Below are 15027 nucleotides of genomic sequence, written 5' to 3' on the forward strand. Positions count from 1 at the left end.
ACCAAGAAGGAACCGTTATGCGAACATATCTCGACGTGACCAGGGGCCGACGTCTCGTCGGTGCCGCGCTGGCGACGGTCGTCGTGGCCCTCGGCAGCCTCACGGCCTGCTCCGGTGGCGACGACGCCGGCGAGAAGGGGTCGATCACGTACGCCGGCTTCGGCGGTACCTACGAGGAGGCCGTCAAGGCCGCGCTCTTCGACCCGTACTCGAAGGACACCGACGTCAAGGTCCTCTACGACAGCAGCGGCTCCGACGTCGCCAAGCTGGTGCAGATGTCCAAGTCCGGCTCGATGACCCTCGACCTGATCGACGCCGAGGACTCCTCGCTCGCCCAGTTCATGGCCGCCGACATCCTCCAGCCGATCGACACCAAGAGCCTCCAGGGCTTCGCCGACCCGAGCGCGGTCACCGAGTACTCGGTGCCGTGGTACACGTTCTCGCGCAACCTGTTCTGGAACAAGGACGAGGTGCCCGGTGGCATCGACTCCTGGGCCGACCTGTTCGACACCAAGGGCATCCCGGGCAAGCGCGGCATGGTAGGGCTGCCCTGGGGGATCCTCGAGGGCGCCCTGATCGCCGACGGCGTCCCGGTCGGCCAGCTCTACCCGCTCGACCTGGACCGCGCCTTCCGCAAGCTCGACACCATCCGCGGCAACACCGTCTTCTTCCCGTCCAACGGTGACCTGCAGAACGCCATCTCACAGGGCGAGATCGCGCTGGGCTACGGGAACCTCGCGCGGATCAAGAGCATCGCCGCCAGCGGCGCGGTGCCGCTGGACTACACCTGGGACGGCGCTGTCCTCTCCGTTCAGCAGCTCGTCATTCCCAAGGGAGCGCCGGACCAGCCGGACGCCTTCGAGGCGATCAAGTACTCGTTGAAGCCCGAGGTCCAGAAGGCGATCATGGACAAGCTCGGTTACACGCCGTCGCTGAAGTCGGTGCTCGACGGCCTCGACGCCAAGGCACGGGCCGACCTTCCCGGCACCGAGGAGACCGCCAGCGACGAGACCTTCCGCATCGACGTGGACTGGTGGGCGAAGAACGGCGCGGACGTGCTCAAGCGCTGGCAGGACTGGCAGAACAGGTGACCACCACTCCGACACGGCCAGACGCGGATCTTGCTGGGCCGGCCTCCCGCACCACGGGGGGCCGGCGCCACCGCCGGCGCGGCTGGGATGTGAGCGCGGCGCCGGCAGCCGTGGTCGTGGCCCTGGTCTTCGTGCTTCCGGTCGCGATCCTCTGCCTGCGCAGCGTGACGGAGCCGACCTTCGGCCTGGAGAACTTCACCCGGCTTCTCGGGCACTCCGGCTATCGCGACAGCATCGTACGGACGATCCTGATCTCCGCGGCCTCGACGTTGCTGGCGCTGGTCTTCGGCTACCCGATCGCATACCAGATGGTGCACGGCGGCAAGTGGCTGCGCACCTTCCTGACGGTGGCGATCATGGCGCCGTACCTGACCTCGATCCTGCTGCGGTCGTTCTCCTGGCTGGTGATCCTCGGCCGCCAGGGCCCGGTCAACAAACTGCTGGCGCAGGTCGGGCTGGAGCCGGTCGCGATGGTCTTCACCCCGATCGCGGTCGTCGTCAGCCTCTCCCACTACCTGCTGCCGCTGATGATCCTGCCGCTGGCCGCCACGATGCGCTCGCTCGGCGACTCGCGGACACGCGCCGCGACCAGCCTGGGCGCCGGGCCGGCCCAGGCGTTCGTCCGGGTCTACCTGCCGTTGACCAAGCCCGGCATCCAGGCGGGATCGGTCCTCTGCTTCGTCTACGGCATCGGCGCCTTCGTGATCCCCGCGCTCCTCGGCGGCTCCGAGGGCAGCATGCTCGGCTCGCTGATCCACAGTGCGATCAAGCAGAGCGGCGACTACGGCCTCGCCTCGGCCGCCGCTCTCGTGCTCGGCACCCTGGTCCTGGCCATCGTCCTGGGCTTCCAGCGGCTGACCGGCATGTCGACGACCGAACTCGCGGGCCGATCCGGCACCGCGGCCACCCGCTCCGCCCGCGCCAGGCGCCGGGGCGGACGCGGCCTCAAGCTCGCGGGCCGCGCGGCCGGCGCACTCGACCGCCTCGGGGTCACCCGCAGCCGCAGACTGCCGAAGGTCCTGGCCGCCGTCCTCGGCGCCCTCGTGCTGGCGCCGCAGTTCATCGTCGTCCCGATCTCGTTCGCCTCCACCAAGGCGCTGGTCTTCCCGCCGGTCGGCTACTCGACCCAGTGGTACGCGGAGTTCTTCACCGCGAGCTGGCTCGATCCGCTCGCGGTCAGCCTCCGGATCGCGTTCTTCGTGACCATCATCGCCGGAGTGCTCGGAACGCTCGCCGCGATGGGCGTCGTCCGGGGAACTGCCCACCGGTGGGGAGCGCTGACCTCGACGCTGATGATGCTGCCGCTGCTGTTCCCGACGGTGGTCGCCGCTGCCGGCTTCTACGTGGAGTTCGAGCGGATCGGGCTCGTCGACACCGAGCTGGGGATCGTCCTGGCCCACGTGACGCTGGCTCTGCCGTTCGTGTTCAGCGTGGTCAGCGCGGGGCTCCGCTCGCTCAGTCCGGTCTACGAGCGGGCCGCTTCCAGCCTGGGTGCGAGCCGGGCGGTCCAGCTACGCCGGATCGTGCTACCGCTGATCGCCCCGTCCATCGCGACCGCCAGCCTCTTCGCGTTCCTGACCTCGTTCGACGAGTCGACGGTCGCGATCTTCCTCTCCGGCGTGCACGTCAAGACCCTCCCCAAGCGGATCTTCGAAGCGCTCTCCCTGGAGACCAACCCGACCGTGGCGGTCATCTCCGTCTTCGTCATGGCCTGCGCCGCTGTCGTCTGGCTCGGCTATGTGCTGGTCCGCCGCCTCACCCAGATCTGGAGGAGCAACCCATGACCCGCCGGCAGGGCGCGATCCACTTCGACAACGTCCGCAAGGAGTACGGCGACCACGTCGCCGTCGACGACCTCACCCTCACGATCGAGCCTGGTGAGTTCTTCACCGTGCTCGGCCCGTCGGGTTCGGGGAAGACCACGACCCTGATGATGCTCGCCGGCTTCACCGAGCCGACCTCGGGAGCCATCCGGGTCGACGGCGTCGACATCGCGCACGTGCCGAGCGACAAGCGCAACATCGGTGTCGTCTTCCAGGACTACGCGCTCTTCCCGCACATGTCGGTCCGCGACAACCTCGCGTTCCCGCTGGAGATGCGCAAGGAGCCGCGCACGGTCATCGCCGAGCGGGTGGACCGGGCGCTCACGCTCGTCGACATGGCCGCTGCGGCCGACCGGCTGCCCGACCAGCTCTCCGGTGGCCAGAAACAGCGGATCGCGGTGGCGCGGGCCATCGTGTTCGATCCGGCGTTCCTGCTCATGGACGAGCCGCTGGGCGCCCTCGACCGCAAGTTGCGACAGCGGCTCCAGGTCGAGCTGCGGCAGCTCCAGCAGGCGTTGAAGGTGACGATGGTCTACGTCACCCACGACCAGGAGGAGGCGATGTCGATGTCCGATCGCGTCGCCCTGATGAACCACGGCCGGATCGAGCAGATGGGGACGCCACGGGAGCTCTACGAGCAGCCCCGGTCCGCGTTCGTCGCGGACTTCCTCGGCACCAACAACATGCTCACGGTCCGTCCCGAGGCCCCGGGACGGCTGAGCGTCGAGAACGGCGGACTGCTGGCACTCGACGACGGCCGGAGCATGCCCGCCGACGCGTCCGTGGCCGCGGTACGTCCGGAGCGGATCGCGCTGACGGACGTCACCGCTGCCCCACCGTCCGGGTTCAGCCACTGCACCGGGAAGGTCACGCACCGTCTGTACCTCGGCTCGCACACGATGTACACCGTCCACTCTGAGACACTCGGCCCGGTACGGGTGCAGATGCAGCACGATGACGGCGAGCATCCCTACCGCACCGGCGAAACGGTCGGCATGATCTGGCGGACACGTGATGTGAACGTCTTCGGCTCGACGGCCGAACGATGAAGGAGGACGCGGTGACCGAGCTGGAATGCGAGCCCACGGAGCAACGTGGAGTCAGGTCGGTGATCCGGGCGCTCAACCTGCTCTCCGCGGCCGCTCGCGGAAGCCGGACACTCACCGAGCTGGCCGGCGAGGCCGGGGTCAGCCTGAGCACCGCATCGCGGCTCCTGGCAACCCTGAAGATGGCGGACTTCCTCCAGCAGGACGAGGACGGCCAGTTCGTTCCCGGGCCCGAACTGACCGCACTCCTGTACGCCGGCGACCAGTGGTCGGGGATCCGCAAGCTCGCCGGAGAGGCCGCCGCGAGCCTCCGCGACGAGCTCGACGAGACCGTGGCGTTCTTCGTCCGCGCCGGGAACGACCGGGTCTGCATCGAGTCGGCGGAGTCCGCCAGGCTCGTGCGGAGGGTCTGCCACCCCGGTGAGCGCGGGCCGGTCTACCTGGGTGCCGCCGGTAAGGCCCTCATCGCCTTCAGCAACGCCGAACACGGCTACCTCGGCCTGCCGCCCGGCACCGACGAGTTCAAGACCGAGTCCGGGGCCGTGCGCACCCTGGCCGACCTCCGGGCCGAATGCGCCGCCATCCGAGAACGTGGCATGGGATACAGCGGTCGCGAGTCGACCGAGGAGTCGTGGGCGGTCGCCGCCCCTGTCTTCCGGGGCGACCTCCTTCTCGGCGTCCTGGCCGTGGTCGTCCCGATGACCCGGTCGGACGAGCAGTACATCGCGAAGGTCCAGGCGGCTCTGCGGCGGGCCGCGGCGGCCGCCAGCCGCTGAGAGCCCCACTGATCGAGTCGCCGGACCCGGTGCGACTCTCCCTGCCCGACACACCCCGAGGAGTTCAGTCGCCCATGCCCGGACGCACTCTGCCCGGCCCCGATCAGCGTGGCCTCTTCATCGACGGTGGTTGGCGCGAGGCGGAGGAGGGAGCCACCTTCACGGTGCGCGACCCGGCCGACGGGTCCGTCCTCGCCTCGGTCGCGGACGGCTCGGTCCGGGACGCGGTCGACGCCCTCGATGCCGCTGTCGCCGCCCAGGCAGGCTGGGCGGCGAGTGCGCCACGTGACCGTGGGGAGATCCTGCGCAGGGCGTTCGAGCTGATCCGGGCCAGGACGGACGAGCTGGCCGAGCTGATGAGCCTGGAGATGGGCAAGACGGTCACCGAGGCCAGGGGCGAGGTCGCCTACGGCAACGAGTTCCTCCGGTGGTTCTCCGAAGAGGCGGTGCGCGTCCACGGCCGGTGGATGCACGCTCCCGATGGCGCCAGCCGCCTGCTCACCGTCCGCAAACCGGTCGGCCCGTGCCTCCTCATCACGCCGTGGAACTTTCCGATGGCGATGGGAACGCGCAAGATCGGTCCGGCGATCGCCGCCGGTTGCACGATGGTGGTCAAGCCGGCCGAGCTCACGCCGCTCACGATGCTGGCGTTGGCGGACATCTTCGACGAGGCCGGGCTGCCACCGGGCGTCCTGAACGTCGTGCCGACCTCTCGTGCCGCGGCGATGAGCGAGGCGCTGATGGCGGACCCACGACTGCGCAAGGTGTCCTTCACCGGCTCCACCCCGGTGGGACGGCAGCTCGTCCGCCAGTCGGCCGACCAGTTGCAGCGGCTGAGCATGGAGCTCGGCGGCAACGCTCCCTTCCTCGTCTTCGCCGACGCCGACGTCGATGCCGCCGTCGACGGCGCGATGCTCGCCAAGATGCGCAACATGGGCGAGGCCTGCACGGCCGCGAACCGCTTCCTGGTCCACACGGACGTCGCCCGGGAGTTCGCCGAGAAGCTGGCCGACCGAATGGGCCGGCTGGTCGTCGGCCGTGGTCAGGACCCGGGTGTCGACGTCGGCCCGCTGATCGACGAGCGCGCCGTCGACGCCGTCCACCGGCTCGTCACCGACGCCGTCCGGGACGGGGCGCGCCTCGTGGTCGGTGGCTCCGCTCCCGAGGGGCCCGGCTGTTTCTACCACCCCACGGTGCTGCTCGACGTTGCGCAGGACTCCGAGATCAACCGCCAGGAGATCTTCGGCCCGGTCGCCCCGGTCAGCGTCTTCACCACCGAGGAGGAGGCGGTCCGCCGTGCCAACACCACCGAGTACGGCCTCGCCGCCTATGTCTTCACCCGTGACCTCGCCCGGACGGTGCGGCTGGCGGAACTGCTCGAGTACGGCATGGTCGGCGTCAACACCGGACTGATCTCGAACCCGGCCGCACCGTTCGGTGGCCTGAAGGCCTCGGGATTCGGCCGCGAGGGCGGCTTCGAGGGAATCGAGGAGTACCTCGAGACCACCTACGTGGCGCTGCCCGCCACCTGACAGCTCGGCCAGCCTCCGATCGGTGCTCATACTGGAGCGGTGACAGCCGACTCCGACCCGCGACGATCGCCGCTCCTGCCCGTCCTGGCCGGGTCCCGAGCCGTGCTCGTCGGCCGGGACACCCCCGAGCCCGACGCCGACCACGGCTTCGGCGACGGCTACGAGTCGGCGGTGGCGGCGACCGGGGCGTTGGCGCGCACCCTCGCCTCCCGGGACATCGCGGTACGCCGTTCCTCGGGACGCACATCGAACAGCTCGTGCGCGGGGAGTCCCCCGACGCGGTGATCGACGCCGTACGGCGGGCCGCTGCGGCGACGTCGGACGTCCTGCTGTTCTCCTACGCCGCGACCGGCCAGGACCACGGGGCGGCCCCGGATGGCGGGGAGCAGTGGGCCGGGTGTCCGGGCAGCCGGCGGTCGGTGTTGGCGAGGGTCGCCGACGTCATGCGGGACAGTGGGGCCACGCGCCTCGTCGTCCTGCTGGACTGCGGTGCTGCGGGAACCGCCGCACCGCACTTCATCCAGCCGCCCCCACCGGCCCGTCCCCGGCACCGCGCGCCCCTGTCCCTGCTGGGCGCCAGCAGGGGGATGCTGTTCGGCAGCGAGATCGACCCGTTCACGAGCACGCTGACCAGAGCGCTACAGGCAGGGGTCAACGGCGGTCCGGAGACCCTGGATCTCGTGACGCTCCGCGACGCGGTGGAGGCCGAGTTCACCGAACTGCGGTACCGGGTCGAGAACGAGTACGTTCCGGGAGCGAAGCAGCTGCTCCTCCACGGCGGCCACGAGGTGGCACTCGGCGTCAACCGCGCCTTTCCACCCGACCCGGCGTACCCGCCGCGCTATCGTGGCGCCTTCTTCGCCCACCCCGACGCCGTGCGGGAGGCTGAAGGCTACTGACCCGGCGACGCCTCCGGAGGTGAACGCCTGCCGCGGGCGGGCCCGGCCTGTCACCGAGCCCGCCGCTCGACTTCTAGCGCTGTAGCGTCAGCAGACCCGGCCGGTAGGGCAGGAGGCCGTAGTCGCCGCCGGAGTTGGGGGAACGCCCCTGGTAGAGCAACTGCAGGTGGCAAGGATCGACGGTCATGGTCTGATCGGCGTTGCTGCGGATCAGCTCGCCGTGGCTGATGTCGTTGGTCCAGGTGGCGCCACTGTTGGCCTTGCCGGCGAAGGGATTGCTCTCGGTCGCGGCCTGCGGCGTCCACGAACCGTTCAGGCTGGTGGCCGTGAACGAGCGGAAGTAACGACCCTGCGCGCCGATCGCCTCGACGAGCATGAGGTACCGGTTCTGGCCCTGGAGCTTGTAGACCTGGACCGCCTCGAAAAGGTTGTTCGTCGTGTCGCTCATGATCGTCGTATACGACGAGCCGAAGTTGCCGGGGAAGTTCCCGATCGGCATGCTGGCCCGGTAGATCTTGCCGTTGTCCCCGGCGAAGAACAGGTACATGTTCGTGCCGTCACCGATGAGTGCCTGGTCGATGGGCCCCGTGCCGGAGCCGGAGATGCTCCCGGTGAACAGCGGCTGCTCCGAGGACCAGCTGTTGACGTTGGTGGGGTCGGTCGAGGTCCGGTAGGAGAAGGCGGTCGAGCCCCACTGGTAGGCGAGCACCCAGATGTTCCTCGGGGCGAAGTAGAACAGCGAGGGCGCCACGGCGGAGAACGGCATGGCGTTCTGGCTGGCCGACCCCATCTCTGACCAGTTGCTGAAGAGGCCGAAGTTCATCGAGCCCCACCGCGTCCCGGTGTCGTGCGTCGTGGCGTAGACCAGGTGCCGGCCGTTGTACGGGGCGTGCGTGAAGTCCTTGAGCGAGACCCACCCGGACTTCGGCTGCGCCAGCGCGCCGGTCGACGACCAGCGGTACGTCGACGGAAGAGCACACGTGCCGGGCGGCGGCGTGGTGGGGTTCCCGCCGCCGTCGACGCGGACGAGTTGCCACTGTTGGTTACTGCCGTTCCAGTCGTCGTACTGCACGATGTTCCCACCGTCTGCGGTCGAGGCGCCCTGCACCTCCACCACCTTGTTGCTGTTCCGGTTGATCAGCCGGACGTAGCCACCGTCGGAGTCGGCCAACCGGAACTGCTGGTTGGACCCGTTACCGTCGGTCCACTGCACGATGCTGGCGCCGTTGGCGGTGGACCAGTTGTAGACGTCCAGCACCTTGCCGGACAGCCGGGACCGCAACCGGTAGTAGCCACCGCCCGAGTCCACGAACTGCCACTGCTGCTGGTTGCCGTCGTTCCGCGCCCACTGCACGATGCGCGCACCGTCGTTGGTGGCCAGGTTGTACACGTCCAGGGCCTTGCCGCTGTTGCGGTTGACCAACACGTACCACGCGCTCGTGTCGACCGTTGCCGCGGCGGCGGGTGCGGACACCACCGCGGCGGCGGCACCCCCGACCACCACCGCCGCCACCCCAGCGGTGACGAACCGCAGCAACCACCCACGCCGCCGCGACGGCGGCGCGACCGATGGAGACCTACCAAAGGCAGACATGATCCTCCTTCATCGACGATGAGTCGACCGGCCCACCCGAGGGGTGGACGACCATGACGCACGGCCAGGTGTCGCGCGTCGGTGATGTTAGCGGTCACAGGGCGCCCGCCTGCCCGGACGACACCCTCACGGCCCGACGAAACAGGGCTTGCCCGGTAAGCCCACACGCGCCGTCGCCTCAACCATCGACTGTGAGCGATAACATGCCGTCCGTCAAGCCGCCATGCACCGGCTCGCCAGCCGGTGGCGCACCGCAGCCCTCGTCGGATCCCCGCAGCGCACGCCGCTCGTCGCCAAGGCGTAACGCCCCACGGAACGACCACCGAACCGATCCGACCAGGGTGCGGACAGTCGGAGACGGACGGATCCGCTTGAACGCTCACACGGCCTCGACCCTGGACCGCATCGAGTTTTCCCGCGCCTCTTGATGCCCACGAAGGCGTCACGTAACATCGCCTTACTTCGATGGAGACCACCGGAGAAGGCCAACTCTTCCCGTGCGAGCGACCAGCGCTCGCCCGATGATGTTAGCGCTCACATTTTCGGTGGTGGAGGTATCGAGGTGGGGAGTTGCCGTGTCCTGGGCCGGTGCAGCAACTCGTTTCCGGGCATGAGCTGCGCTCTCCGCAGTCGGGCGGGCCGCCAGTCGGGGCGGATGTTCGCTGCGACCGAACTCCTATCGAAGGAGAGGCATGAACGACATCGATGTGGCTTCGCCGCCGTCCCGGTGGCGCCGACGATGGCCGGCGGCGTTGGTGGCGGTCGTGACGGTCCTCGCCGGTGGTGTCGCGGCGCTCGTCGCCGCGCCGGCGGCTTCCGCCGCGACGGTGGACACGAGCGCCTGGTACGTGCTGGTGAACCGGAACAGCGGCAAGGCCCTGGACGTGTACAACCTCGCCACCAACGACGGCGCGCGGATCACCCAGTGGACCCGTGGCGACGGAGCCTGGCAACAGTGGCAGTTCGTCGACTCCGGCGGCGGCTACTACCGGCTGAAGTCCCGCCACTCCGGCAAGGTCCTCGACGTGCACAACTGGTCCACCACCGACGGCGGCACCATCGTCCAGTGGACCGACCTCAACGGCACCAACCAACAGTTCCGACCCGCCGACTCCACCGGCGGCTACATCCGGCTGATCAACCGCAACAGCGGCAAGGCCGTCGAGGTCCAGGGCGCCTCCACCGCCGACGGCGCCAACGTCGTCCAGTACACCGACTGGGGCGGCAACAACCAACAGTGGCAACTCGTCCGCGTCGACGGCGGCACCGCCCCCACCACCCCACCAGCCGGCGGTGAGCAGTTCACCAATCCGGTGGTGTGGCAGGACTTCGCCGACGGCGACATCATCCGCGTCGGGGACGCCTACTACTACTCGGCCTCGACGATGCACTACTCGCCCGGAGCGCCGATCCTGCGCTCGTACGACCTGGTGAACTGGGAGTACGCCGGCCACTCGGTGCCGAGCCTGGACTTCGGGTCGAACGCCTACAACCTGACCGGCGGGCGCGCGTACGTCAAGGGCATCTGGGCCTCGACGTTGAACTACCGCCGCAGCAACAGCACCTATTACTGGATGGGCTGTGTCGAGTTCAACCGGACGTACGTCTACACGGCGGCAGCGGTCGACGGCGCCTGGCAGAAGCGGTCTCAGATCAACAACTGCTACTACGACGCCGGCCTGCTGATCGACGACAACGACACCATGTACGTGGCCTACGGCAACGGCACCATCAGCGTCGCGCAGTTGTCCGCGGACGGTCTGTCCCAGGTCCGCGCGCAGCAGGTCTTCACCACGCCGTCGAACGTCGGCACCCTGGAGGGCGCACGTTTCTACAAGCGCAACGGCAGCTACTACATCTGGCTCACCCGACCGGCCAACGGACAGTACGTCCTGAAGTCGAGCTCGCCGTTCGGGCCGTACGAGATGCGCCAGGTGCTGCTGGACCTGCCCGGCCCCATCTCGGGGGGCGGGGTCCCGCACCAGGGGGGCCTGGTGCAGACGCAGAACGGCGACTGGTACTACATGGCCTTCACCGACGCGTACCCGGGCGGCCGGGTGCCGACCCTCGCGCCGATCACCTGGACCGCCGACGGCTGGCCCGTTCTCCAGACCGTCAACGGCCGGTGGGGCGTCACCTACCCGAAGCCGAACATCACGACGTCACGGACCGTGCAGCCGATGATCGGCGCGGACACCTTCACCGGGCCGGGCCTGGGCCACCGGTGGGAGTGGAACCACAACCCGGACACCAGCAGGTACAGCGTCAACAACGGACTGCGACTCCAGACCGCGACCGTGACCAACGACCTCTACTCGGCCCGCAACACCGTCACCCACCGGATCCAGGGCCCGACCTCCACCGCGACGATCGACCTCGACCACTCCGCCATGAGCAACGGAGACCGGGCCGGCCTCGCCATGCTCCGCGACTCCTCGGCGTGGATCGGGGTCAAACGTGACAACGGCACGACCCGGGTGGTGATGACCAACGGCCTCACCATGGACGGCAGTTGGAACACCACCGGCACCGGCGTCGAGGCGGCCAGCGCCCCCATCTCGGGCGGCCGGATCTGGCTGCGGATCAACGCCGACATCCGCCCGGGGACCGGTCGGCAGGCACGGTTCTCGTACAGCACGGACGGCGTCACCTTCACGACCCTCGGACCGGCCTTCACCCTGAACAACGCCTGGCAGTTCTTCATGGGCTACCGATACGGGATCTTCAACTACGCCACCCAGGCTCTCGGCGGCGCCGTCACCGTCCGCCGGTTCGAGACGACCACTCCCTGATCCCAGGATGAGCGGCGGTCCAGAACCGGTGCAGCTCCTCACGTCCACCGACCCATCGACACCCGCACCCCTGGAAGGACAACGATGACGACAACCAGAAGCCAGCCAACCCCCGTCCGCAGACCACGGGGGTGGAAGGCTGCCCTCTCCGCGGTGGGCGTCGGGCTCGTCGCCGCCACCATGGCGCTCGTCTCCCCCGGTCCGGCCGACGCGGCCACCACTCTCGGGGCCTCGGCAGCGGAGAAGGGGCGCTACTTCGGTACGGCCGTAGCGGCATTCAAGCTCTCCGACAGCCAGTACGTGACCATCCTCAACCGTGAGTTCAACTCGGTGACCGCCGAGAACGAGATGAAGTGGGACGCCACCGAGCCCTCCCAGGGCCGGTTCTCCTACACCAACGCGGACCGCATCGTGAACCACGCCCGCGCCAACGGGATGAGCATCCGCGGCCACGCCCTGCTCTGGCACGCCCAGCAACCGGCCTGGGCCCAGAACATGTCCGGCTCCGCGCTGCGCAGCGCGGCCATCAACCACGTCACCCAGGTCGCCAGCTACTACCGAGGAAAGATCCACTCCTGGGACGTGGTGAACGAGGCGTTCGCCGACGGCACCAGCGGCGGCAGGCGTGACTCGAACCTCCAACGCACCGGCAACGACTGGATCGAGGCGGCGTTCCGTGCCGCCCGCGCCGCCGATCCGAACGCCAAACTCTGCTACAACGACTACAACACCGACGGCGTCAACGCGAAGTCCACCGGCATCTACAACATGGTTCGCGACTTCAAGGCCCGAGGCGTACCCATCGACTGTGTCGGGTTCCAGTCCCACCTGACCAACTCGGTGCCCAGCGACTATCAGGCCAACCTCCAGCGCTTCGCCGACCTCGGCGTCGACGTGCAGATCACCGAACTGGACATCGCCGGCTCCAACCAGGCGGCCGTCTACGGCACCGTGACCCGGGCCTGCCTGGCCGTACCCCGCTGCACCGGCATCACCGTGTGGGGTATCCGGGACAGCGACTCCTGGCGCACCGGCCAGAACCCGCTGCTGTTCGACGCCAACGGCAACAAGAAGCCGGCGTACACCGCCGTCCTCGACGCGCTCAACTCCGGCGGCACCACCCCCACCACACCGCCGGGCAGTCCGGTGGACACGAGCGCCTGGTACGTGCTGGTGAACCGGAACAGCGGCAAGGCCCTGGACGTGTACAACCTCGCCACCAACGACGGCGCGCGGATCACCCAGTGGACCCGTGGCGACGGAGCCTGGCAACAGTGGCAGTTCGTCGACTCCGGCGGCGGCTACTACCGGCTGAAGTCCCGCCACTCCGGCAAGGTCCTCGACGTGCACAACTGGTCCACCACCGACGGCGGCACCATCGTCCAGTGGACCGACCTCAACGGCACCAACCAACAGTTCCGACCCGCCGACTCCACCGGCGGCTACATCCGGCTGATCAACCGCAACAGCGGCAAGGCCGTCGAGGTCCAGGGCGCCTCCACCGCCGACGGCGCCAACGTCGTCCAGTACACCGACTGGGGCGGCAACAACCAACAGTGGCAACTCGTCCGCGTCGGATGACCACGGGCCCCGCCGCCAGCGGCGACGACATCGCCCTGCTCCGGCGGCTGGGCCGGATCTGCTGACAGCGTCGCCCACACCGACTTTCCTGCCCGGTGGGCGGGAGGGCGGTGTGGGCGACCTGCGGCCTCACTCCACAGGAGAGACAGCATGCTCAGAGCGAAGAGATGGCTGATGGCCGTCCTCGGCGTCTCGGCGGTGATGCTCGCCACCAGCGTCGCCGACGCCGTCATCGCACCCCGTCCGGCCCAGGCCCTGAACAACGGCGTCGCCCGGACCCCGCCGATGGGCTGGAACACCTGGAACACCTTCGGCTGCAACATCAACGAGACCCTCATCCACCAGATGGCCGACGCGATCGTCAACAACGGCCTGCGGGACCTCGGGTACAGGTACGTCGTCGTCGACGACTGCTGGTTCAACCCGGACCGCGACGCGCAGGGCAACCTCCAGGCCCACCCGCAGCGGTTCCCGAGCGGCATGAAGGCGCTCGGTGACTACCTGCACTCGCGGGGCCTGCTGTTCGGCATCTACCAGGCGCCGCTGGAGCAGACCTGCGCCCAGTACTTCGACGCCTTTCCCGGTTCCACGGGCAGCCTCGGACACGAATACCAGGACGCTCGGCAGTTCGCCGCCTGGGGTGTGGACTACCTGAAGTACGACTGGTGCTCCCCCACCGGGACGATGGACGACCAGGTGGCGAGGTTCGGCATCATGCGCGACGCGCTGGCGGCGACCGGACGGCCGATCGTCTACAGCATCAACCCGAACAGCATCCACGACAAGACCGGCCCACGGCGCAACTGGAGCGACGTGGCGAACCTCTGGCGGACCACCGAGGACATCACCAACGCGTGGAACACCGGCCAGACCAACGGCTACCCGATGGGCATCCAGAACATCGTCGACGTCAACGTGCCGTTGGCCGGATATGCGGCCCCCGGCGGATTCAACGACCCGGACATGCTCGAGGTCGGCAACGGCGGCATGAACGACACCGAGATGCGGAGTCACTTCGCGCTGTGGGCGATGATGGCAGCGCCGCTCATGATGGGCAACGACCTACGCTCGGCCAGCGCGGCGACGCTGACGATCCTGAAGAACCACCACCTGGTCGCCATCAACCAGGACTCCCTCGGTCTCCAGGGCGTCCAGGTGTCCCACGACGGCACCCGACGGATCCTGGCGAAGCGGCTGGCCGACGGTGACGTCGCGGTCGCCCTGTTCAACCAGGGCGGCACCACCACGACGGTCTCCACCACGGCGGCGGCGATCGGCAAGACCGGCAGCTCGTTCGCCCTGCGGGAGGCGTGGACCAACGTCACCTCCACCACGACGGGAACCATCTCGGCGAGCGTCCCGGCGCACGGCACGGTGGTGTACCGGGTCAGCGGTGGCGGCACCACCAACCCGACGCCCACCACGTTCCGGCTCCGCAGCGAGTCGGCCGGGCGGTGCCTCGACCTCGACAACTCGAACACCGCCAACGGCACCGGGACCCTGATCTGGGACTGCCACCACAACCCCAACCAGCAGGTCAGCCAGAACGGGCAGACGCTGCGGATCCTCGGCAAGTGCCTCGACGCCCCGACGAGCGCGGGCAACGGGACGCGGGTGCAGATCTGGGACTGCAACGGCGGCACCAACCAGCAGTGGACGTTCAACGGCAACGGCACGGTCAGCAACGTCCGCTTCCCGTCCCTCTGCGTGGATGTCGACAACGGCGGCACAGCGAACGGGACCCCGGTCATCCTCTGGTCCTGCCACGGCAACACCAACCAACGGTGGAGCCGGGTGTGATTCTGTTCAACGGCGGACACCGTCAACGAGGTGGAAAGGCACGCATGCTGCCCTCCGGATGATGAGGTGTCACGGTGACCAACCACGATGACG

General features: G+C 68.8%; 11 protein-coding genes. 10 read left to right on the top strand and 1 reads right to left on the bottom strand.

Annotation, left to right across the window (positions count from 1 at the left end):
- The first annotated feature begins 17 nt into the window (after positions 1 to 17).
- The 7 genes from IGA62_RS00815 (at position 18) to IGA62_RS00845 (ending at position 7167) form a co-directional block, all read left to right on the top strand.
- On the top strand, positions 18 to 1091 hold the full coding sequence (locus IGA62_RS00815; protein ID WP_186499790.1) for an ABC transporter substrate-binding protein: 1074 nt from the start codon (positions 18 to 20) through the stop codon (positions 1089 to 1091).
- An 89-nt stretch (positions 1092 to 1180) separates the two neighbouring features.
- The gene (locus tag IGA62_RS00820; protein ID WP_145817114.1) at positions 1181 to 2875 is read left to right on the top strand and encodes an ABC transporter permease subunit; all 1695 of its coding nucleotides are present in this window, start codon (positions 1181 to 1183) and stop codon (positions 2873 to 2875) included.
- Positions 2872 to 3963, top strand: a complete 1092-nt coding sequence (locus IGA62_RS00825; protein WP_145817112.1) for an ABC transporter ATP-binding protein — start codon at positions 2872 to 2874, stop codon at positions 3961 to 3963. Before IGA62_RS00820 ends, IGA62_RS00825 begins: the two co-directional genes overlap by 4 nt.
- Positions 3964 to 3974: 11 nt before the next feature.
- Positions 3975 to 4736, top strand: a complete 762-nt coding sequence (locus IGA62_RS00830; RefSeq protein ID WP_186499789.1) for an IclR family transcriptional regulator — start codon at positions 3975 to 3977, stop codon at positions 4734 to 4736.
- Positions 4737 to 4810: 74 nt separating this feature from the next.
- Positions 4811 to 6268 (top strand): NAD-dependent succinate-semialdehyde dehydrogenase, encoded by a 1458-nt coding sequence (locus tag IGA62_RS00835; RefSeq protein ID WP_145817108.1) that lies wholly within the window; start codon positions 4811 to 4813, stop codon positions 6266 to 6268.
- 39 nt (positions 6269 to 6307) lie between these two features.
- Positions 6308 to 6553, top strand: a complete 246-nt coding sequence (locus IGA62_RS00840; protein ID WP_145817106.1) for a hypothetical protein — start codon at positions 6308 to 6310, stop codon at positions 6551 to 6553.
- A complete protein-coding gene (locus tag IGA62_RS00845; protein ID WP_145817104.1) occupies positions 6526 to 7167 on the top strand; it encodes a hypothetical protein in 642 nt (213 codons plus the stop codon). The genes IGA62_RS00840 and IGA62_RS00845 overlap by 28 nt, the downstream gene beginning before the upstream one ends.
- A 73-nt stretch (positions 7168 to 7240) precedes the next feature.
- Here the strand turns inward: IGA62_RS00845 and IGA62_RS00850 are convergent, their stop codons facing one another.
- A complete protein-coding gene (locus tag IGA62_RS00850) occupies positions 7241 to 8761 on the bottom strand; it encodes a non-reducing end alpha-L-arabinofuranosidase family hydrolase (RefSeq protein WP_190289242.1) in 1521 nt (506 codons plus the stop codon).
- A gap of 692 nt (positions 8762 to 9453) precedes the next feature.
- Here IGA62_RS00850 and IGA62_RS00855 point away from each other — a divergent pair.
- The 3 genes from IGA62_RS00855 (at position 9454) to IGA62_RS00865 (ending at position 14934) form a co-directional block, all read left to right on the top strand.
- A complete protein-coding gene (locus tag IGA62_RS00855) occupies positions 9454 to 11553 on the top strand; it encodes a family 43 glycosylhydrolase (RefSeq protein ID WP_232624834.1) in 2100 nt (699 codons plus the stop codon).
- Positions 11554 to 11733: 180 nt separating this feature from the next.
- Positions 11734 to 13134 (top strand): endo-1,4-beta-xylanase, encoded by a 1401-nt coding sequence (locus IGA62_RS00860; RefSeq protein WP_198501238.1) that lies wholly within the window; start codon positions 11734 to 11736, stop codon positions 13132 to 13134.
- Positions 13135 to 13335: 201 nt separating this feature from the next.
- Positions 13336 to 14934: a glycoside hydrolase family 27 protein gene (locus tag IGA62_RS00865; RefSeq protein WP_232625022.1), complete on the top strand. Its 1599-nt coding sequence runs from the start codon at positions 13336 to 13338 to the stop codon at positions 14932 to 14934.
- Positions 14935 to 15027 lie beyond the last annotated feature (93 nt).

It is taken from the genome of Micromonospora sagamiensis (genome assembly GCF_014680085.1).
GTDB lineage: Bacteria > Actinomycetota > Actinomycetes > Mycobacteriales > Micromonosporaceae > Micromonospora > Micromonospora inyonensis.

Excerpts from the sequence above, each read along its gene's own strand:
- IGA62_RS00815 (WP_186499790.1), top strand. The coding sequence starts at position 18 with ATGCGAACATATCTCGACGTGACCAGGGGCCGACGTCTCGTCGGTGCC.
- IGA62_RS00825 (WP_145817112.1), top strand. The coding sequence starts at position 2,872 with ATGACCCGCCGGCAGGGCGCGATCCACTTCGACAACGTCCGCAAGGAG.
- IGA62_RS00835 (WP_145817108.1), top strand. The coding sequence starts at position 4,811 with ATGCCCGGACGCACTCTGCCCGGCCCCGATCAGCGTGGCCTCTTCATC.
- IGA62_RS00865 (WP_232625022.1), top strand. The coding sequence starts at position 13,336 with ATGCTCGCCACCAGCGTCGCCGACGCCGTCATCGCACCCCGTCCGGCC.
- IGA62_RS00855 (WP_232624834.1), top strand. The coding sequence starts at position 9,454 with ATGAACGACATCGATGTGGCTTCGCCGCCGTCCCGGTGGCGCCGACGA.
- IGA62_RS00850 (WP_190289242.1), bottom strand. The coding sequence starts at position 8,761 with ATGTCTGCCTTTGGTAGGTCTCCATCGGTCGCGCCGCCGTCGCGGCGG.
- IGA62_RS00860 (WP_198501238.1), top strand. The coding sequence starts at position 11,734 with ATGGCGCTCGTCTCCCCCGGTCCGGCCGACGCGGCCACCACTCTCGGG.